Below are 20274 nucleotides of genomic sequence, written 5' to 3'. Positions count from 1 at the left end.
TTTTCTTTTATTTTTGTCTTTTAAGATGCTGTTCATCTTTTTTTAAAGATGTTATATAACCATCATGTTTAACCTTTTCATTAATTTTGAATATATTCGGATTAGTTTTATACAATTGTAGAATATCTTTTAGCAAAATTGGTCTGTCGTGAACATTTTTAATAATTTTTTTTACTAATATAAGATCTTCAATTCTATCAACTGTATATCTTAAATGTGATAAATTGTGTAAGTGTTTTGTATTTTTAAGATTAAAGTTATTTTGAGGTTCATAAATAAACGGTGTAACGTGTTCTCTTTCAGAAGGTTTTTTTGCTTTTTTCCAAGCCATTTGAAGGGTTTTAAATGAAAAAACTTCTACTTCTGTTCCATAAGGGAATGTTCTTAATAATGTATTTGATGCATAATCACAATCATTATTTTCATAATCGGAAATTACTGAATCCACAATATTTGGATCGATTAGAGGATTATCTGCAGTAATTCTTACAATAATATCGGCAGATTTTTTTTTTGCACATTGAAAATATCTATCTAATACATCATCTGATGAACCTCTAAAATATTCAACATTTTGAGAAAATAAATGATCACAAATTACATCATCTTCTTTCAAGTTAGTGGTAGCGATTAAAATTTTATCAATTTTTTTAGATGATTTTAATTGTCGAATTACATAATCAATAACTGTGAAATTATTGTCTATTTTTCGCATTACTTTTCCCGGTAATCTTGATGATCCCATGCGTGCCTGAATTATGCAACAAATCAATTATGTTTTTTTATCTCATTACGATATTAAATATCTGTTTTAAACAAATATTTGTTTAAAAGATTCATTTTCTTTTCATAAAAATTTCTTAATTTCTTCCAATCCAAATTTTGGAGAATATTTAATTTCTTTTTTTGCTAAACCTATGCCTGCCTGACTAAATTTTATATCTCCTTTTTTTTGAGGCAAATACTGAATTTCAAGGTTTTTTCTAGACCATGAAATCATTAATTTTGCTAATTCGTTAATAGTGATTGTTTTCCCACTTGCAATATTATATGTCCCTGATTTTCCAAAAATAATTGCATCATAAATTGAACTCACCACATCATTAACTGAAACAAAATCTCTTGTCTGTGTTCCATCTCCAAATACTTGTAATGCCTGATTTTGTTTTATTCTTTCCAGAAATTTTGTAATTACTCCAGCATATTCTGATGTTTGCCCAATCCCAAAAATATTAAAAAATCTTAAGATGATACAATCAATATTTTCATTTTTTGTCAAGAATTTTATTATTTCTTTCTCCATTCTAGCTTTACTTTCTCCATAAGGTGAAACAGGATTAATTTTTGCATTCTCTGTCAATTTAATATCTGATAAACTATCACCATAAACTGCAGCAGATGATGCTACAATCAATTTACTTATCTTGTTTTTTTTGCAAGCTTCAAGAACGTTTTTAGTTCCATCTACATTAACATTAAATGTCTCAAAAGGATTCATGATTGATTCTTCAACAGAAATTTTTGCCGCAAGATGGATTATGATATTTTGATCTTTTGCTGCATTTAAAATGTCTTCAATTTCTCTAATATCTCCCTCAATAATTTTTACATCTTCATTTTGAAGTATTTCAATTGATTTTTTATTTGAATTAGAAAAATTATCAAAAATGGTTACTTTGTTTCCTTTTTTTAAAAGATAATTCACTAAATGTTTACCAATAAATCCAGCTCCCCCTGTTACTAAAATTCTCATATTTTTTGATTATGATTATATTTCATATATGTTATCAATAATTTTATTATTAATTATATTTAGTGTAATCTTTCTTTCACAAAATTTATTGGAACTACTGGAGTGGGATCTACCCCAAGTTTGACTGCAAGAAATATACTTGAATAATCAAGCAAATAAATTAGACAAATGATTTTTGTCAAGATATTTCCATTCTCACTTATAACTTCTTTATATTCAATATTTTGAGATTCAAAAAATTCTTTTAAAATCTCCCATCTTTCTTTGGTAGTAGTATAGTCATCTTGACCTCTAAGCAATATTGGCTGAAAATTATTTTTAGTCCCCCATCCTACAATTCCATTGTGAGAAGATTCAATAATATCTTCTATCATTGCATGCATTTTAGAATTTTCCTGAAGAGAATTTTTATATCTAATTGCAACAGGTTGTAAACCCAATGGGAAATATATTATTGGAGAATTATTAATCCATTCAGAAATTTGTATGGCAGGATTACTCATAGATATATTTTCAGAATTTATTGTTTTTGAAATTTTTTCTAAATTTTCTATTGATTCTAAAATATCTGATTCCTCTATTGGGATGATAGGTTTTAAAACTCTCAACATTGAATATAGAAAAGATGTAAAAGATGCTCTTGGAGAATGATATTTTGAAACGTTTCTATGTTCAATATTATTTTTCAAACAAATTTCATAGATTCTTCCACCGTCTGAAAATGCAATAATCTTTGAGCCAATTCTTCTGGCATCATCTAACATTGCTAAAGTTTCAACAGTATTTCCTGAAATACTTGTGATAACTACAACTGATTTTGAATCTACAGTTCTAGGTAGATGGTATCCTTTAACAACTGTTACATGAGTATTTGTTTTAGATAAAATCGCAGAAAATATGTCTCCTATTGCCCCAGAGCCTCCCATTCCTGCAAAAACAATATGTGAACATCTTTCAAAATTTATTTCTGATAAATTTGAAAAATAACTTTCTCTTGCAATTTTAGGCCATTCATCATAAATTTTATACATGCCTTTTACATCGATTTTTCTCAAATCTTCTAATTTAATCAATCAGATTATTGATATTTTTAATAAATATAACCCTTAATTTTACACCATTGATTTTAATATCTTAACGGATAATTTTATCTATGCATTATTGTTTTTTTAAATTCTTTAATATACCTACATGATTTCTCTTCAATATACTAGATAAAAAGTGAGAATTATGAAACCAAATATCTTACTATTGACAATTGATTCTTTACGAGCAGATAAAATTTATGGAAAAAATAAGAGCTCTTTAACACCAAATATTGATAATCTGATCAAAAATGGACTTTGTTTCACTCAAGCTATTAGTACATCTGATACTACGGGATTAAGCATCGGTAGTTTAGTCACAGCTAAATATCCTTTCAAAACAGGAATTACACACTTTAGTTATGATAATAACACACAAACATATTTTCAAATTTTAAAAGACAATGGATATAAAATATATGCAACAATACCTGACTCTTCATTTTTTCTTAAAATGACAGCAAATATGACAGAAACTGATGCATATGTTTATGATAAACGAGAATCATGGCTTCAACTTGTAGGTGGAATAGGTGAACAAATTGTTAAACGATTAGAAAAAAATCTTACTGAACCCTGGTTTTATTATATTCATTTAATGGATTTACATGCACCTTTTTACGTTCCAAAAGAATTTGATTCTGAAAAATTTGGAAAAACTCCTTATGATAGAATGATTTCGGCAATTGATTCTTGGATAGGAAAGTTTTTCGAAAAAATTGATTTAAAAAAAACTTTATTGATTATTAGTGCAGATCATGGTGATCATATTCCAGTTGTAGATGATTGGGGAAAAATTCCTAAAGTAAATATTTTATTGAAAAAAGGCAAACAAAAATTACCTATATTGGAGCCTCTAGGTTTAAGATTGTTTGTAGCATATCAATCTCTAAAAAGAAAATATAAGTCTGCCAAACTTTCAAAAGAACTTTCTGATAGGGAACTTATTGCATTAGAAGGAAGAGGCCAAAACCATCTTTTTGATGAGTTAATTAGAATACCTTTGATTTTTACCGGTTTTGGAATAAATTATCCAAAAATAATTACAAACCAAGTTAAACAAGTTGATATTTTTCCAACAATTGTTGATTTGGTGGAAATTTCTTCCAATATAAAAAATATTGATGGTCAAAGCCTAGTCCCTTTAATTTCTAATCCGTCTCAAAAGGATTCTTATACGTATATTGAAACAGGTGCTAGAAATTTCAAAAATGCGAAAAATCCTACTTTACATGGAAACATTATAGGATTACGAACTCCAAAATACAAATACTGGCGGTCTAGAAATGATTCTACAAAAAATGTTACTCTTTATGATCTAGAAAATGATCCAAATGAAGAAAATAACATTGCTGAGAAAAATCAATCAGTAGTAATTTCCATGGAAGAAATTATTGTGAACATGAAAAAAAATTCAATTCCTATTAAATATGAGATTTCTAAAGACGACGAAGGTGCAATAGAAGAAGAATTAAAAAAAATGGGTTATATGTAAAATATTTTTTATATTTTTAGATTTTTGGTTTTTTTATGAATGATTGATAGAAATATTGCGTAAATGATGGAACTCAATACAAAACTTATCCCTATTCCTTGCAATCCTAAAGTTTGACTTAAAAACACTATTAATGACAAATACACTACTGTGCTCATAATAACACCTGTTAATACAACTCTACTATTTTCATTTCCTAGGAAACTTGAAGAATAAAATAATACTATTGTATTTGGAATTACAGCTAAACTAAGAATCTGAATGATTTCAACTGAATCAATAAAATTTGGGAATAAAGTTGGTATCACAATTGGTGCTATAAAAACACCTAGAATAGAAATTAATACTGAAATTGTAAAAACAAACATCTTGAATTTTTTTGAATTATATCCTTCTGAATCTTTTAAAAGCAAAAATTTGAAAGATATGCTTGAAAATAACATCATTACAAGATAGACTTGAAATCCTAAAGCAAATTCCCCTAATACTTGAAATCCTAAAATTGGTGCAATAATTATTTTATCCAAATTTCTTTTTGAATAAACTACAAGTCTTGTTCCATAATTATTAATTATGAAACCTGAATTTTTTTTAAGTAATTTGAAATCAAATTCAGATTCTTTGATGTTTTTTAAAACAATTATTACTAAAGGAATATATGATAAACTGATTCCATAAATTATTCCATCTAAACCCATGAAAAAATATAATCCTAATGCAAGAGATATCATTAAGATTTTTTGTAAAATTAAAAATGTTGCATACTTATAAAATAATTTTTTCCCCAAAAAATACCCAATTACCATTTCACCTACTATGATTCCAAATGTAAGGAAAATGATGTCTATTCTAGAATAAATTATAACTAAAACTAAAGATACAATTCCACCAATTCCTAATGATATTAAAAATAAAATTCCTGTCAAATCTTTCTTTTTCACTTCAAAAACTGTTATTGTATTACTATTGGCTATCATTGAGAAACCAGCTGCTAAAGCTGCAATACTTATCAAAAATTGAATCTGACCATAATCACTAACAGTTAACAATGTGGCTAAAAATAACCAAAAAACACTTCCAATAGATCCAGAAATGGTATCTCCGGCCACCATAGAACCAAAATTTCTGATTAATTTCAATGACTCGTCTTTTATTATCTTGTTTATTACTTTGATTAATCATTTAATTCTGGATAATTAAGTAAAAATTTGTAAATTAACTCAAAAAATACGAAAAGACTATTTATCAGAATTAGTAGTAAATTTTATGCAGAAAGAAGAAAGTATTATTAATTTACATCAAATTAAATCAGGAAAAAATTTCCTTGGAATTTTAAATGATATTAAAAGAAGACCTGAAGATGCTGCAAATGAATTGAATGTTACGCTAGAAGAAATTCAAGCAATAATAGAAGGAACAAAACCACTTACTCCAGAATTAATCAATAAAGCAATAGAAATTTGGCCAATTAATGCTAGGGATTTTTACATTGTTCAAGATGATTGCCCATTGGGAATTAAAATCATGCGTGCTGATGAATCTCAAAAATCTAGTCGAATTATGAACAGAGCTGGAAGACCATACTATGAATACCGAGATACTGCTATGAGTACTGTAGCACCATTTAGACCGGAATGGATACTTGAATTATGTTATGTTGATGATAATGAACCTACTAATCTTGATGTTCAATGGAATAATGGCCATTTTATGCATCAATTTACTTACTTTATTGGTGATGTGAATTTTTACTATAAAGATGAATCTGGAAACAAAAAAGTTGCGATAATGAACACTGGTGATTCTATGTATATTACTCCTTTTACGCCTCATACATTTACTTCACGAAAAGGATGTAAAGAAAATGGTTTGATTCTTGCTCTAACTTATGGTGGAAAACTTACTGGTGATGTTCAACAAGAGTTGTCTGGATTATCAGTTGAATTAGGTTCAAAATTTGCACTTGATTTCTCTACAAAAGAATCAGCAAGTAGCTCATTACTCAAATTTCATAGGGAAATTTCTAATATTTCCATTGAAGAATTATCTAAACGAACTGGCTTAGATGTTGATAAGATAAAAAATTTTGAAAATAAACTAGAATTTCCTCAGATGTCTGATCTTCAAAAAATTGCTAATGCACTAACTATCAATATTCGAGATTTACTTCCTAATGATAAGACTGAAAACAAAGTAATTGTGAAGTATCATGATAAATGTAGGAAATGGCTCTACCCTGAAAATTCAAAAGCATACGAATTTATTGAATTGGCAGGTACATCTGCATTACCTTTTTCTAAAGCATTTGAAGTTATTATAAGAAATTCTGAAAATTCTGAATATGATTTACAATCTGGTCTACATCAATATGTGTACAATGTTGGAGATACAACTATCACTGTAAACTGGAAATATGGCGAAAAAAATTATTCTGAAAGAATCAATCCAGGTGATTCTATCTATGGAAAACCATTCATTAGTCATAATTTTAGGGGTAATGGAAAATTATTGATTTTAAGGATCGGAGGTAAAATAGCAGGAGATTCTCAAAGAGAATTGTCTATTGTTGGAAAAAAAAATGCACAAAGAGCAATTTCAGAAACAATGCAATGGTTTGATCCACAAGGCAAAAACTAATTATCACTTTTTTAATCATGAATCGAAAAAATGTTATCATAATAATGATTGATGGTGGAAGACTGGATAAAGCACAAAATTCTACTGTTTTTCAAAACTTACAATCAAAATCAATTTTTTTCAAAAATTCAATCACTTATGGACCTCATACAATAGCTGCAATGCATGCAGTTTTTAGTGGAAGTTATGGTTCAAGAACTGGTACTAACAGCTATTGGTCAACTTACAAATTTAAAAAAAATAAATTTAAAACATTGACAGAATATCTGAAAGATGAAAAATACTATACTCATGCAGACGTAATTAACCAATTAGTTGTTCCAAAACAAGGTTTTGATAACTATGTGATACACGATGAGTTAAATGACAATTTAATTGAACGACATAAGAATTTGCTAGATGAGATAACCTCTAATTCTAATTGTGAGAATTTTTTTCTTTATTTACATTATAGTAAAATCCATACTGGGATAATGAATGAAGTTTTAAAAATATATGATAATTTCAGTGAGGACTTTTTTTTGAATAAAGAAAAAAATAATTTTCGATATGATTCTTTATTTAATGATGCTCAAATATACCTAAATGAAATTCTAGAAAAAATTTTTCTACTAGATCTTGATCACAATTCCATTATTTTGGTAATGTCAGATCATGGAATTAGTATTGGTGAAAAAGTCGGTGAGAGAGCATATGGTGCATTTTGTTATGATTATACGTTGAAAACATTTACTTATTTTTTAATTCCTAATTATAATTCTAAAGAAATCAATCAACAAATACGAACAATTGATTTTATGCCCACAATTTTAGATTATTTAGAAATTCCTTTGGATGATCAGTATAGTAAATTAGATGGAGTTTCTCTTCTTCCATTGATTAATGGAGCCTCATATCCTGAACTTTATGCTTTTTCAGAAACAGGCAATCCATTGCATGAAAAAGCTCCTCCTAAAGAGCCAAACGTAAAATCTATCCGAAATTCAAAGTGGAAGTTAATTTTTAATGAATTTGATGGAACAAAGGAACTCTATGATCTTGAACATGATCCTGACGAAAACAATAATTTGATTGGAGAGGAAAATGATATTGAAGAAATTCTTTGGAATGAATTAGAAAAAATAATTAAAACAAAAGATTAATTTTTAAAAATTTTTTCAGCATTTCTTAGATCTTGTATGGTATCTATTTCACACCATTTTCCAGAAATGAATATTGGTTCCACGTGAATATTTGAGTCAATTAATTCTTGAATCATATCTGTTAGATATGCCTTTGAAATGGAATCTGCTTGCTGAAAGTTTCCAATATGTGTTTTGGCTAATTCTTCATATTTTTTTACAAAAAGTTTTGATCCAGTTGGCGAAAATTTAACAATTCCTAAAAATTCACCTATGCAATTATTATTATTTTGTATGTTTTTTTGAATTTTGATAATTTTTTTTGCATAATTAAGTTCTACATTTTCTGCTTCTGATTTAGGATGTAATGTTCTTCCTTCATACATTTTTTCCCAATTCATATCAATTGCAATTGAAATATCATCTTTTGAATCTAACATTTGTTGAATAATTGGTAAATCAAAAATTATATCTGAATATAACACCAGTATATCATTTTTTAAGAAATTCTTTGCTTCCATTAAACTTCCTAAAATATCATGTTCGGTATAGTTCTGATCTTTAATGTACTTTACATGATTTAAATCAAATTTTTCACTATGAGGACCAGTAATCACATAAATTTCATCAATTTCTGCTTGTTTCAGCACTGATATTTGATGTTCTATAATTGATTTTTCATTAACTTTTACCATTGATTTTGGAATATCTTTTACCTCATTACTTATTCTCTTACCCGAACCTGCAGCTATTATAATTGCATTCATTTTTATTTTAATGACTTCATAAATCTATTTTTAATGTTTGGAGGTGCAATACCTACTCTGATACTTTTTTCTCCTCCTTTGTCAATTCTAACAATGACAAATATTGGTCCTGATTCTTTCTTAACTTTAGACATTATTTTTTTTATTTGTTTTTTATTAATAATTTCAAATGTTTTAAATTTTGCAGCCTGGGCAATTTTTTTTAATTCTATTTTATCAGAACTAGTTGGCTGACCTCCAGTAGATTCATGTGATTTATTATCAAAAATAAAATGAACTAAATTTTTTGGTTTTAATGATCCTATTGTCACTAAAGAACCTAAATTCATTAAAATATTTCCATCTCCATCGAAAACATGAATTTTTTGCTTGGGTTTTTTTAATGCAATTCCCAATCCTATTGACGAAGCTAAACCCATTGAACCAATCATGTAAAAATTATTCTCTTTTTCATTTGTCTCAAATACATCCCTACTCATAAAACCATTTGATGAAATTATTGGTTGATCACCAATTTCTTTAGCAATAAGTCGTACAGCTTCTTTTCTAATCAAGAAAATCCCTCTTAATTATTAAACCCACCAATTCTCCTTTTTTCAGTTTTATTATGGCCCAATCACAAACATCTCTATAATTTTTATCATCAATTATCTTTGATTCTATTTCCATCGTTTTGATCAACTTTTGTTGTATTCTTCCAATTTTTTCATGTTCTGGAGCATCATTTTTCAAAAATCCTCTCCAGCCAATTAATAATATCATTGGAATTTCATAAAGTTGAATAAGTGAAGTAATTGTACTAAGTGAATTTGCAAAACCTGCATTTTGCATAAATACTAACGATGCACTTTCAGCTAGACTCATTCCTGATGCAATACCTATTGCCTCTTCTTCTCTCGTTGTAATCAAAATCTTTTTTTCCTTTAACCCTTCATCAATAAAATATTTTATTGTTGAATCTGGAACACCAATAAAATTTTCAATACCTTTCTTCATTAATATTTTAAAAATATCTCTCTGTGTTTTTTCTTTCAATTAATATAACCCATTTTTTTTAAATTACTTTCAATAATTTTTTCTTGATCATTTATCTTATACATTTCTTGAAGTTTAAAAATCTCTTCCATACTTGATAATTCGATGTTTATTTTATCTATACTTTCTTTCTGAATAATATCTTTTAATACTTTTGACATTACGTTATGTGCTGCACGTAATGATTGGTTTGCATATATTACCATTTTTATTTTATGAGTAATCAATTCCTCTAGTTTTACAGATGGATATGACGTAGGAACTACAACTAATGGAATTTCACTATTCCATTTTTTAGAAAATTCAAAAATCTCTTCTGGTGTATTTTCTTTTGAATGAATTAATATTGCATCTGCTCCAGCGTTTTCATATGCATTTGCCCTTTTCAGAGCTTCATCCATCCCTTTTTCAGCTATTAATGCTTCAGTTCTGGCAATTATCATAAAATCATCCTCTTTTTTTGATTCTCTTGCTGCAATAATTTTTGCAACAAAATCTTTTTCTGGTAACAATTCATGTCTTGAATTTTTTAAAAGACTGTTTTGTTTTGGAAAAATTTTATCTTCTATGCTAATTCCCGCAATACCGGCTTTTTCATATTTTTTTACTGCATGACTTACATTTGGTGGACCCCCAAAACCTGTATCACAATCAGCAATAACGGGAATATTACATGCATCAACCATATTTTCAGCAGATCTCAAAAAATCTGTCATTGTTAGAATACTTGCATCTGGAAGAGCATGAGTTGCTGAAATTGCAAAACTTCCTGCCCAAATTGCATCGAATCCCGAGGTTTCAACTAATTTTGCAGATAATGCATCAAATGCCCCCCCAATCTTAACAATCGGTTTTGATTGAACCATTCTTTTCAAAATTTTACAATTTGTCATAGATATTATCAAGTCTCGATTGTTTTACTTATAAAGCATATTCGAAAATATGTATCGTTAATTGTATACTATACGTCAACCTAAAAAAATTATTTTTGGAAAAAATTCCTGCTGTCAATTTTCTTATCCAGAAAACACGTTAGTTATAACCTCATCAGGAGCAATATCACGTGGATGGATTGATTATTTAAAAATCAAAAATTATGAAGTTTTTGATTCGGTTGAATCAAACCCTTCAATGAACACAGTAACTAAAATTCTCTCAAAATTTACTCATAATTATTCTTCAATAATAGGAATTGGGGGAGGCAGCTCTTTAGATGTGGCAAAATATGTTGCATTTAAATTAAAAAAACCTAAAATTTTAATTCCTACTACTTTTGGAAGTGGAAGTGAAGTAACAAGAATTTCAGTTTTAAAAATAGATGGTAAAAAAATAAGTTTTCATGCTGATGAATTATTAGCTGATGTTGCAATTGTAGATCCTTTCTTTTTAAATTCTGCATCAGACAAAGTAATCAAAAATTCTGCAATAGATGCATGTGCACAATGTTCAGAAGCATATGACAGTAAACTTGCAAATACATTCACAAAATTTTTGTGTTTAAAAGCATTTAATATTTTAGAAAATGCAATACTTAGCAATAACTTATCAAATTTAGCATATGGTTCCATGCTTTCAGGTTTAGGATTTGGAAATTCATCAACAACATTGGGTCATGCACTATCATACGTTTTTTCAAATGAAGGTTATTCACATGGTCATGCATTAGCATTTACCACTACTATTGCTCACCAATTCAATAACTCTCAATTTTATAAACGGTTTAAAGATTTGGTTTTTAAATTGGATTTTGAACCAATTCAATTAACTCAAAATTTGAGTGAAGCTGCAAACCTTATACAGTTTGATAGAAAACATCTTGATTACAATCCCAAAATTGTTTCAAATTATGATATAGTAAAAATGTTACAAACAATTAACTCTCAAAAAATATTTCCTTAATTTATGAAGAAATTTTTAGAGATAATTCCTCTTTGGCCTTGCACACTTCACAATATTTATTCCATTTGTCGTCATGTTTCCATTGTTCTAATCCTGTTTCATCAAATTTTTGATGTGCCATTTGTAACATTCTTGTTGTATCGTGTTTATACATAAATTCTTTTAATGCAAATAATTCTGGAATTGTAAAGTATTGGCTTACTGTAGCTGTATATTTTGTCGCATCTCCACATTCGGTCATAAATTTATCTAACGCTGATAATTTCCATTTTTGTAAAGTTTTATCATCAACTTTAGCATGTCCTTCTGCTACAAGTTTTAGTTTGGTATCGTATTGTTGTAACAAATAGTCTTTGTTATCATAAAATATTGGACTTCCTACATATGGTGTACAAATAAATGGATCAATTTCAGCTCCATTTTCAATCCAAAAATCTACCGTTTCCATCAAATCATTGATATTTTCATGCATATTACCAATCATAAAAGTTGTAATCGGTGTCATTTTTGCAGCTTTTAATGTCTCCACTGTTTTTTGTAAATGTGTACGTAATTGTCCTTTCTGTATGTCTTGATTTAATACTTTGTCTGATGCAGATTCAAATCCAAATGAAATGTATGAACAACCTGAATCCCTCATAATTGTAATTATTTCAGGTTTTACAGCTACACTGGGAGCATCCCCTAAAGTGCCCCACTTTACAGTCTCATTCAATCCTTCTTTTACATACAAATCACAAAATTCTTTTGTCCATTTAAGATTACTAGTCATATTTTCATCCAAAATTGAAACAAAATCAATATCAAATTTTTCTTTTAACAATTTTACATTATTTACGGCATATTCTGGTGAAGGCCATCTTGCTGGTAATTGAAAGGTATCGTTCTCTTTATCAGAAATTCTTACTAGTTTTTCTCCTTGTTTTCTATCTCCTTCACCATAAATATTTTGTAAATCTATTCTAGACATTCCATTATGCGAACAGAATGTACATCCTCTAGGGCAACCCCTTTCCCAAACTGTTGAGACACGTCTTTTTGAATTAAAACTATCTGCAGATAACGGAATTGATGAAAATCTGAAATAAATCTCAGTTTCCATCAAATCATAAGCCGGAAAAGGAATTGTATTTAAATCTGAAATGAGAGCTCTAGGAGATGTAAATTCATATTTTGAAATTGAATTTCTTATACACAATCCATTAACATTTTCAAAATCTCTTGAACCATTTTTGACTTGATCATAAAGTTCTCCAAATGTCTCTTCTCCTTCTCCAATAACAATTACATCTAGTTCATGAATCAGTTCAAGAATCTCTGTAGGATTGTATGAACTCCAACCTCCGCCTCCAACAAATAACGAATCAGGGGCAAATTTTCTAATTAGTGGTGCAAGCTGTTTAATTCTGGCATAGGTTGTGGTTAAACCTCCAATCCCTATAATATCCCACTTTTCTGATGAAATCTCATCAGCAATAATTTTTGATGGAACCTGATTACCGCCATATTTAACTCTCAGAGCATTAAGATCTAAAATTCCTACTTCTCCACCTTTTTGTTCAACAATTGCTGCTAAAATTCCTGCCCAGAATGGAAAATGATTAGGTGAACTATCTAGCCTAATTTCAGGTACCACAAATAAGACTTTCAATATTAAAAAGACGACAATTCAATATTTAAATCAGTGTAGTTTGCAATTAGATATTTCATTAAGAATTATACTTTTCTAGAAAATTACTGAATTTCATAGATAATATCCGTTCACCAAAAATAGAGCCTCCTTCAGTTGCATTAATGGTTGTCACCCATTCTGGAGAACGTGCAATAAATTCTTTTAAAGCCTCACTATAAAATTGGAAGAGAGGATCTAAAATACAATTACAATTAAAATCCGGATTGTAGATTTTTTTAAATAATCTATTAAATGAAGGACTGTTTCTATCTACCCCTTTAGAAATTTCATCTTTGTTGTTATGATAAATAATAGTCTCCCAAGAATCTTCCTCCTCCCAACCATGATTAATTCCAATTAATGCCACTGTAGTACACTTTAGAATTTGCCAAGCGATAAACCAAGATGCCGTACCAACATTACCTCCAGTTTGAATTCCTGGTAAACCATGCAAATTATTTTTTGCTCTAATCATTAGGGCAGACAAATTATTGAATGATTTTATGCCTTCGTTATAATCAAAAAGAGAATGAATCCAATGTATTTGTATCCCAGATTGTCGTGCACGTTCAACTACATTAGGATTTGTAATGATCGTAAAAATTCCTTTAATTTTAGAACCATATGAATCGATAATTTCATGTTCATAATGTTTTTTGATGGTGGGATAGGGATCAATTGTTGCAACAAAATATTTTGGAAATTTATCTGGAGTGACTCCTGCATTTAGTGCATCAGCTAATTTTCCGTCACAGCATACTATTGTACCTTGATAGTCACTTGCAGCAAGCAATTTTAGATGTTCATGTTTGTTGATTGACGGTCCTCGTCCAATAACTATTGCAGAATGTTTTTCACTTTGATTTGCTAATGAATTTAATTCTTTGGCGGATTTTTCATTCCAAATATCAGGTAAATTTGATGCAAAATTTGTAACCCACTCATTAAAATTTTCATATTGTTTTTTCTTCATTATATCTTCTATACTTTTTTGTAATTCCTTTGATGAAGACAAATTTCTAGACATTTTTACCTATAATGATATTATAATTCATCTAACCCTAATTCTTCATCTTTTTTAGTCGATCTATAAACCATGAATGAGCCTTTGGCACCTGATTTAGCAATATATTCTTCAAATTCTTTCTGAGTGAGATCTTTTTTTCCTGAATCCTCATTGCTATCTTCAGATTGTGATGGTGTGCTTTCATTTTTTCGGAAATTTGTTTTCAATTTGTGTTAATATTTTCTAAAGATTATTTAAATACATCCAAAAAACACAACAAACTTACAATTGTTTTACTAATTTGTATTTATCTAGCTGCACAAAATAAATCCCTGTTGTTCAACTATGACTATCTGTCTTTTATAATATATGACGTATTTTTCTATGACTATAAAATTACCCCAAAATATTTTTTGGAAGAAAATTTCTGATTCTTTCTATATTGAGATGAAATTATCCTACTCCAAATCATCTAAAACAATTTTCAACAAATATTAAGCAACACAGCATTTGAATAAAATAATAGGGATAATTTGCAATCAAATAATCTAGAAAAAATCAATTCGAGTTATGTTGGACTATGTTATCATTATATACGTCAAAGTAAACAAACCGACCCATTTCCACGAATTCTTGGAACAAATATTGATGAATTTCAAAATCATCTATCAATGTTGCAAAAAAATTATCAAATAATTTCTCTTGAAGATGCCATGAATATTTCTTATGGTGGCACTGGTTTTCATGAAAAAAGCTCGGGAGTTCTTATAACATTTGATGACGGATTATCTGATCACTTTACTGCTGCAAAAATTCTATATGAACTAAACATATCTGCAATTTTCTTTATACCTACATGTATATTGCAAGAAAAATTACCTGCGAATCCAATAATAATTCACTACACTATCGCAGTTTTTGGTGTAGAAAAATTCTTAAAAGAATTTAGAACAATTTTGGAAAATAATAAACTTGATAAAAAATTATTTGATATACAGTATTCAAAAGATACAGATAATGTTTGGGATACAATATCTAAAATAAAATCAACTTTCAAGTATAAACTAGGATTCTATAACTCTAGAAAAATTCTTTTAGATATTTACAAAAATTTATTCTGTACTCAATACAAAAACCCACTTGATATTATTCATCTAACAGAAAGCCAAATTAGAAAAATACTTGAAATGGGTCACTATATAGGAACTCACACACATTCACACATTTCTGTTGCTGCAACTGAATTAAATCTTGCCGATTTTGCAAAAGAAATCATATTTCCAAAAAATTATTTGGAACAAAAATTTAACACACAAGTTAATTCATTCAGTTATCCGTTTGGCGGAAAAGATGATTGCTTATCTTCATCTGAATTAATCAAAAAAACTAATGAATACAAGCTTGCTTTTACAGTTAAAGAAATTCTTAATACAAAAAATACATCGCCGTATGAATTAGGTCGATATCAGCCTACTAGCAGTGACACTTCGTTTAAACTAAATAATATCATAAAAGAGATTATCATAGGAAAATAAGAATGAAAATTGTCATTTTGACTAGCAACGGACTTCGACACAAATTCTTGGCAAATTCTTTGGCCTCAAAAGCTGATGATACATTAATTATCTCAGAATGTAAACAAAATGATTCCGTAAGCACTGGATTAGAAGATCAATCCACAATAAGCGAACATTTCAGACTACGAAATGAAACTGAAAAAATTTTCTTTCCAAACAATGACTTCTTTACTGCAAAAACTTTACCCATACTTTACAAAGAAGTTAATCTTGAATATGTTTATCAAACAATCAAAAAATTTCAGCCTGATGTGATGTTTATTTTTGGTTCATATATTATACGAGAACCACTGTTATCCTTAATGCCCCCTGATCGTACAATCAATCTTCACTTGGGATTGTCTCCATATTATAGAGGAAGTGGAACAAATTTTTGGCCTTTTGTAAATAATGAATTGGAATATGTCGGCTCAACTATTTTACATCTTGATTCTGGTATTGATACTGGCGACATAATATGTCATACAAGACCCAAAATCAAATTAGGAGATAACGTTCACACAGTAGGATGCAAGGTGATTCAATCAAGTGTTGATTCTTTGATACAAATAATGGAAATGATCAAAGAAGGTAAAAAATTGAATCGTATTAAACAATGGAGTATTGATGAAAAATACTATAAAACAATTGATTTTAACGAAGAAATTTTATTGAAATATAAAAATAATTTGGAAAATGGCTTGATAGAAAATTATCTCTCAAAACCCAAAAAATCAATCAAACTAATTGATTTATAAATATTTTTCATACAAATTGACAAGTCTATTTCTTTATCATGGCTAAAATATTTTTGTGTTTCATTAGCGTACTGATGTGATTAGATGGGTGCTTATATAAGATCAAATTACATTTCTTCTTCAGCAAATTTATCTATACATCAACCTGTTATTTTTTACCAATGAATAATATTCACTTTTTATAGTTTTGATATTTGTAAATCTAAGAATCCTTGAGAAGATTAGAGTACATGTTTGCAAGGTTGCTTCTGCCTAATGATTTCATAGATTTCTGATATTTTTTGAGACTATCTATTTCTGCCCTTCTCTGAACCTACGAATCATAAAACTCCCCACTCATCGAAGGACCAACAATACTAGAATCTACTTTAAACTTGTACTCTTTATCGTATTCTCTCCTGCCGCGAGAGTAAGCGCGTGATACTAATTCTAGTGTTTTCAAGTTCCATCAAATCTGATACGCACCTGTACTTTGGCGTGTTATCTTGAGTAATTCTTGAAAGAAATTTAATGACTAATTTTAATTGTATATTCAATTTCTATTTTAGTTTCCAGATGTGATTATTTTTCAGATTAATGAGAATTATTTAACAAAGCATTTTTCCAATTGATTTTTAAAAAGCCTAATTTTGATATGAATAATGGACAATACTGCAGTTGATTCCTCCTTACGAACGGTAGAGTGGAAAAACAACAAAGTAATAATGATAGATCAAACCAAACTTCCAAACCAACTTGTCTTTGTGGAATATGATGATTTTAACCAAGTTGCAGATGCCATCAAAACTCTGATAGTCAGAGGTGCTCCAGCTATAGGAGTGTCCGGTGCATTTGGATTGGCACTAGCAGTTTTGCAAAGCAAAGCAACTACAAAAGATGAACTAATTTCAGATTTAGAAATAGCAAGAAAAATTCTCTATTCTACAAGACCTACCGCAGTAAACTTGGGTTGGGGATTGGACAAAATCATGAAGATTGCAAAAACAGGAGAAACAGTTGAGCAAATTAAAAAACTAGTAATTGAAACTGCTAAAAAAATGGCCGAAGATGATATTGAAATCAACAAGGCAATGGGAAAGAATGGTTCTATTCTTTTTGATGATAATGATACTATAATGACTCATTGCAATGCAGGAGCTTTAGCTACCGTAGCATATGGTACTGCACTAGGTGTAATTAGAGCAACCAGAGAGAGTGGAAAGAATATCAAAGTCATAGCAACGGAAACTAGACCAATCCAGCAGGGCTCAAGATTAACAGCCTTTGAACTAAAGCATGATGGATTTGATGTAAGTCTAATTCCAGACACTGCAGTTGGTTACTCTATGGCAAACGGACTTGTAAACAAAGTAGTCGTAGGGGCTGACAGAATTGTAAAGACTGGCCATGTCTTTAACAAGATTGGAACATATCAGGTGGCAACAATGGCCAAACAGCACGGAATCCCGTTCTATGTTGCAGCACCGTTATCCACAATTGATTTGGAAACCAAAGCAGAAGATGTAATCATTGAGATGCGCAAAGGAAACGAAGTCACTGGAATTGGTGATAAAAAGACGGCACCTGATGATATTAATGTCATAAATCCGGCATTTGACATGACTCCGCCTGAACTAATTTCGGGAATTATCACAGAAAAAGGCGTTGCAAGAGCACCATATGAAGAATCAATCCCAAAATTATTTCAAGCTAATTAATAGAAAGTTTTTATTGTTTTTCAAAGTCCCATATACAATATGAGTACCGTTTCTCCACAAGCCATTGAAGAATCTCTAAAACAATGCATGGATCCCGAAGTTCCTCTAAACATAGTGGAGATGGGATTAATCTATGGAATTGATGTTGCAGAAAATAATGATGTCAACATAAAAATGACAATGACTACTCAAGGATGCCCCTTACATGAGACTTTGGTCCAGGATGCAACAAGATACGCAAAAAAAGTTCCTGGAGTGAACAATGTAAAAATTGACATCGTATGGGAACCTGCATGGTCAATGGATAAAATGACTGATGAGGGAAAAATGAAACTAAAAAACATGGGCGCTGCAATGAATACTCCTGCGCCAATAAACTATGAAACTGCCCTACCTCAAGGAGTTGGAAAACTAGTACAACAAGAAGACGGCTCCATGGTATTGGCCAACGAGCATGATCAAGGATTCATGGTGAATCAGGCAATAGTTGATTTTTGGAAATCATGTAACGGACAACGCAAAGTCACAGAACTAGTTGAGGTGTTTGCTCAACAAACCGGCCTACAGAGAAACCAAGTAGAAAAAGAAGTCATGCAGTTATTGCAACAGCTACGAGAAGGCGGATTGATTGCAATTGCAGGACAACCAGACACACCAAATGTTGAATTTAAAAAATAATTCTAGTAAATATAGTTTGAATTTGCACCATCAAAATTAATTGTTACACCTGACAGATACTTTATCTTGTTTTCAATAATTGATTTGACAAAATTTCCAATCTCTTCAGGCTCTCCTAGTCTTCTCATGGGTAATGATTTTTTGTATTCCTCTATATTTTCAATTAACTCTCGAGTTCTATCCGTATTGATTGGTCCGGGAGCAATATTTACACAACTGATGTTTCTTTGAGCGTATTCTTTGCTTAATACTTTGAAAACCTCGCTGAATGCAGCACGATAAGCCGAAGAGATTATCAATTTCATGTTCGGTTCCTTGATTACACTTGAACTGATCAAAAAGATATACCCATTATCATTAATCTTGATGTTTTGTAATATCATACAAAATCCCAAAAACAACTGATTGTGATATAATTTCCAATCATCTTCAGTAATGGTATGGAACGGTTTTGGTGTGGGACCGCCAGTGTTCAATACCAGTATGTCCGTTTTACCATGACTGCCCAAAAATTTCCTGACACTATCCAAATCTGATGTATCTATGTCGTTTTTAGAGGCTGCAAAGACGTCAATATCTATGGATTTTAGTGATTCGACAATTGCCTTTCCTATTCCCCTGGAGCCGCCAAGAATAATTGCGCTGGTCATATATTTTCAAAACGATTCAAGATAATTAAATCTCTTGTAACTCTAGAGTTTTTCAATCTTCTGAATTTTGTTTCAGTTTCACTGGCGACACATATGAATATAAAATAACTAGCACGGATCATGACCTGAGTTAGATGAAAATTAAAAACCAGATTAATGAGAATTTTTTAGATTTCCTTAATTTCTGTAATTGTACCTAATACAGAATCCATCTGAATAACAGCCTTTTTCTCACCCCAACCTAATGCAACATACCAATCACCTGCGTCATCATGATATTTTGTCTCCAAAGTTTGGATATCGTCAGGCTTTACATCATATTTTTTTGCAACACCTGATACTGCCAAAGCTATGGCCTCCTTTTCCTTTTCCAATCTCCTTTTCATTAATCCTATTCCAGGACTCATAAAGTAACTTGATTTTATCATCTAATATAGTTAATTCACAAAATTACCCATAATGTCG

Annotated in this window: 21 protein-coding genes; 8 read left to right on the top strand and 13 right to left on the bottom strand. The window is 29.7% G+C overall.

Translation table 11 applies throughout. The annotated features are described in order from the left end of the window. Positions 1-7: 7 nt before the first annotated feature. The 3 genes from OO712_RS09830 to OO712_RS09820 form a co-directional block, all read right to left on the bottom strand. The gene (locus OO712_RS09830) at positions 8-715 is read right to left on the bottom strand and encodes a cytidylyltransferase domain-containing protein (RefSeq protein ID WP_264953691.1); all 708 of its coding nucleotides are present in this window, start codon (positions 713-715) and stop codon (positions 8-10) included. 132 nt (positions 716-847) lie between these two features. Next, positions 848-1753 (bottom strand): NAD-dependent epimerase/dehydratase family protein, encoded by a 906-nt coding sequence (locus OO712_RS09825; RefSeq protein WP_109877752.1) that lies wholly within the window; start codon positions 1751-1753, stop codon positions 848-850. A 59-nt stretch (positions 1754-1812) separates the two neighbouring features. Next, a complete protein-coding gene (locus OO712_RS09820; RefSeq protein ID WP_306307579.1) occupies positions 1813-2826 on the bottom strand; it encodes an SIS domain-containing protein in 1014 nt (337 codons plus the stop codon). 157 nt (positions 2827-2983) lie between these two features. On the opposite strand from OO712_RS09820, the gene OO712_RS09815 reads away from it, so the two are divergent. Continuing rightward, positions 2984-4333 (top strand): sulfatase family protein, encoded by a 1350-nt coding sequence (locus OO712_RS09815; protein ID WP_109877751.1) that lies wholly within the window; start codon positions 2984-2986, stop codon positions 4331-4333. A gap of 8 nt (positions 4334-4341) precedes the next feature. On the opposite strand, the gene OO712_RS09810 is transcribed toward OO712_RS09815, so the two are convergent. After that, the gene (locus OO712_RS09810; protein WP_109877750.1) at positions 4342-5472 is read right to left on the bottom strand and encodes a lipopolysaccharide biosynthesis protein; all 1131 of its coding nucleotides are present in this window, start codon (positions 5470-5472) and stop codon (positions 4342-4344) included. Between the two features lie 127 nt (positions 5473-5599). Here OO712_RS09810 and OO712_RS09805 point away from each other — a divergent pair, with 127 nt between their 5' ends. Then, the gene (locus OO712_RS09805; RefSeq protein ID WP_109877749.1) at positions 5600-6970 is read left to right on the top strand and encodes a helix-turn-helix domain-containing protein; all 1371 of its coding nucleotides are present in this window, start codon (positions 5600-5602) and stop codon (positions 6968-6970) included. A gap of 17 nt (positions 6971-6987) precedes the next feature. Continuing rightward, positions 6988-8112 carry a sulfatase family protein gene (locus OO712_RS09800; RefSeq protein WP_109877748.1) on the top strand — a complete coding sequence of 375 codons (1125 nt, stop codon included), beginning with the start codon at positions 6988-6990 and terminating at the stop codon, positions 8110-8112. Here OO712_RS09800 and OO712_RS09795 read toward each other — a convergent pair. The 4 genes from OO712_RS09795 to OO712_RS09780 are packed head-to-tail and all read right to left on the bottom strand — an operon-like array spanning position 8109 to position 10786. After that, the gene (locus tag OO712_RS09795; protein WP_109877747.1) at positions 8109-8858 is read right to left on the bottom strand and encodes a phosphocholine cytidylyltransferase family protein; all 750 of its coding nucleotides are present in this window, start codon (positions 8856-8858) and stop codon (positions 8109-8111) included. The genes OO712_RS09800 and OO712_RS09795 overlap by 4 nt on opposite strands. Before the next feature lie 2 nt (positions 8859-8860). Next, the gene (locus OO712_RS09790; protein WP_109877746.1) at positions 8861-9412 is read right to left on the bottom strand and encodes a thiamine pyrophosphate-dependent enzyme; all 552 of its coding nucleotides are present in this window, start codon (positions 9410-9412) and stop codon (positions 8861-8863) included. Continuing rightward, complete coding sequence (locus tag OO712_RS09785) at positions 9405-9893, bottom strand: thiamine pyrophosphate-binding protein (protein WP_109877745.1); 489 nt, start codon at positions 9891-9893, stop codon at positions 9405-9407. Before OO712_RS09785 ends, OO712_RS09790 begins: the two co-directional genes overlap by 8 nt. Next, the gene (locus OO712_RS09780; RefSeq protein WP_109877744.1) at positions 9890-10786 is read right to left on the bottom strand and encodes an isocitrate lyase/phosphoenolpyruvate mutase family protein; all 897 of its coding nucleotides are present in this window, start codon (positions 10784-10786) and stop codon (positions 9890-9892) included. Before OO712_RS09780 ends, OO712_RS09785 begins: the two co-directional genes overlap by 4 nt. A 61-nt stretch (positions 10787-10847) precedes the next feature. On the opposite strand from OO712_RS09780, the gene OO712_RS09775 reads away from it, so the two are divergent. After that, positions 10848-11792 carry an iron-containing alcohol dehydrogenase gene (locus OO712_RS09775; RefSeq protein ID WP_109877743.1) on the top strand — a complete coding sequence of 315 codons (945 nt, stop codon included), beginning with the start codon at positions 10848-10850 and terminating at the stop codon, positions 11790-11792. Position 11793: 1 nt separating this feature from the next. On the opposite strand, the gene OO712_RS09770 is transcribed toward OO712_RS09775, so the two are convergent. From OO712_RS09770 to OO712_RS09760, 3 genes are read right to left on the bottom strand one after another with little or no spacing between them, the layout of a single operon-like run. After that, positions 11794-13443, bottom strand: coding sequence for a B12-binding domain-containing radical SAM protein (locus OO712_RS09770; RefSeq protein ID WP_109877742.1), 1650 nt, complete (start codon positions 13441-13443; stop codon positions 11794-11796). Between the two features lie 58 nt (positions 13444-13501). Then, positions 13502-14491 carry a 6-hydroxymethylpterin diphosphokinase MptE-like protein gene (locus tag OO712_RS09765; RefSeq protein WP_225866939.1) on the bottom strand — a complete coding sequence of 330 codons (990 nt, stop codon included), beginning with the start codon at positions 14489-14491 and terminating at the stop codon, positions 13502-13504. Positions 14492-14508: 17 nt separating this feature from the next. Continuing rightward, on the bottom strand, positions 14509-14697 hold the full coding sequence (locus tag OO712_RS09760; protein ID WP_109877741.1) for a hypothetical protein: 189 nt from the start codon (positions 14695-14697) through the stop codon (positions 14509-14511). Between the two features lie 444 nt (positions 14698-15141). On the opposite strand from OO712_RS09760, the gene OO712_RS09755 reads away from it, so the two are divergent. The 4 genes from OO712_RS09755 (at position 15142) to OO712_RS09740 (ending at position 19159) form a co-directional block, all read left to right on the top strand. Continuing rightward, positions 15142-16005: a polysaccharide deacetylase family protein gene (locus OO712_RS09755; protein WP_146196012.1), complete on the top strand. Its 864-nt coding sequence runs from the start codon at positions 15142-15144 to the stop codon at positions 16003-16005. A 2-nt stretch (positions 16006-16007) separates the two neighbouring features. Continuing rightward, positions 16008-16784, top strand: a complete 777-nt coding sequence (locus OO712_RS09750; RefSeq protein ID WP_109877739.1) for a formyl transferase — start codon at positions 16008-16010, stop codon at positions 16782-16784. A gap of 641 nt (positions 16785-17425) precedes the next feature. Beyond that, positions 17426-18481, top strand: coding sequence for an S-methyl-5-thioribose-1-phosphate isomerase (gene mtnA / locus OO712_RS09745; RefSeq protein ID WP_109877738.1), 1056 nt, complete (start codon positions 17426-17428; stop codon positions 18479-18481). Positions 18482-18520: 39 nt separating this feature from the next. Next, entirely contained in the window at positions 18521-19159 is a 639-nt protein-coding gene (locus OO712_RS09740) for a PqqD family peptide modification chaperone (protein WP_109877737.1), read from the top strand. Positions 19160-19161: 2 nt separating this feature from the next. On the opposite strand, the gene OO712_RS09735 is transcribed toward OO712_RS09740, so the two are convergent. Both OO712_RS09735 and OO712_RS09730 read right to left on the bottom strand, forming a co-directional pair. Then, positions 19162-19809, bottom strand: a complete 648-nt coding sequence (locus OO712_RS09735) for an SDR family oxidoreductase (protein ID WP_109877736.1) — start codon at positions 19807-19809, stop codon at positions 19162-19164. A gap of 167 nt (positions 19810-19976) precedes the next feature. Beyond that, the gene (locus OO712_RS09730; protein ID WP_109877735.1) at positions 19977-20216 is read right to left on the bottom strand and encodes a hypothetical protein; all 240 of its coding nucleotides are present in this window, start codon (positions 20214-20216) and stop codon (positions 19977-19979) included. Positions 20217-20274 lie beyond the last annotated feature (58 nt).

The sequence above is a fragment of the Nitrosopumilus zosterae genome (genome assembly GCF_025998175.1).
GTDB classification, from domain to species: Archaea; Thermoproteota; Nitrososphaeria; order Nitrososphaerales; family Nitrosopumilaceae; genus Nitrosopumilus; species Nitrosopumilus zosterae.
The sequence above is the reverse complement of the archived record's forward strand: the minus strand, read 5'-3'. Positions and strand labels throughout refer to the sequence as shown.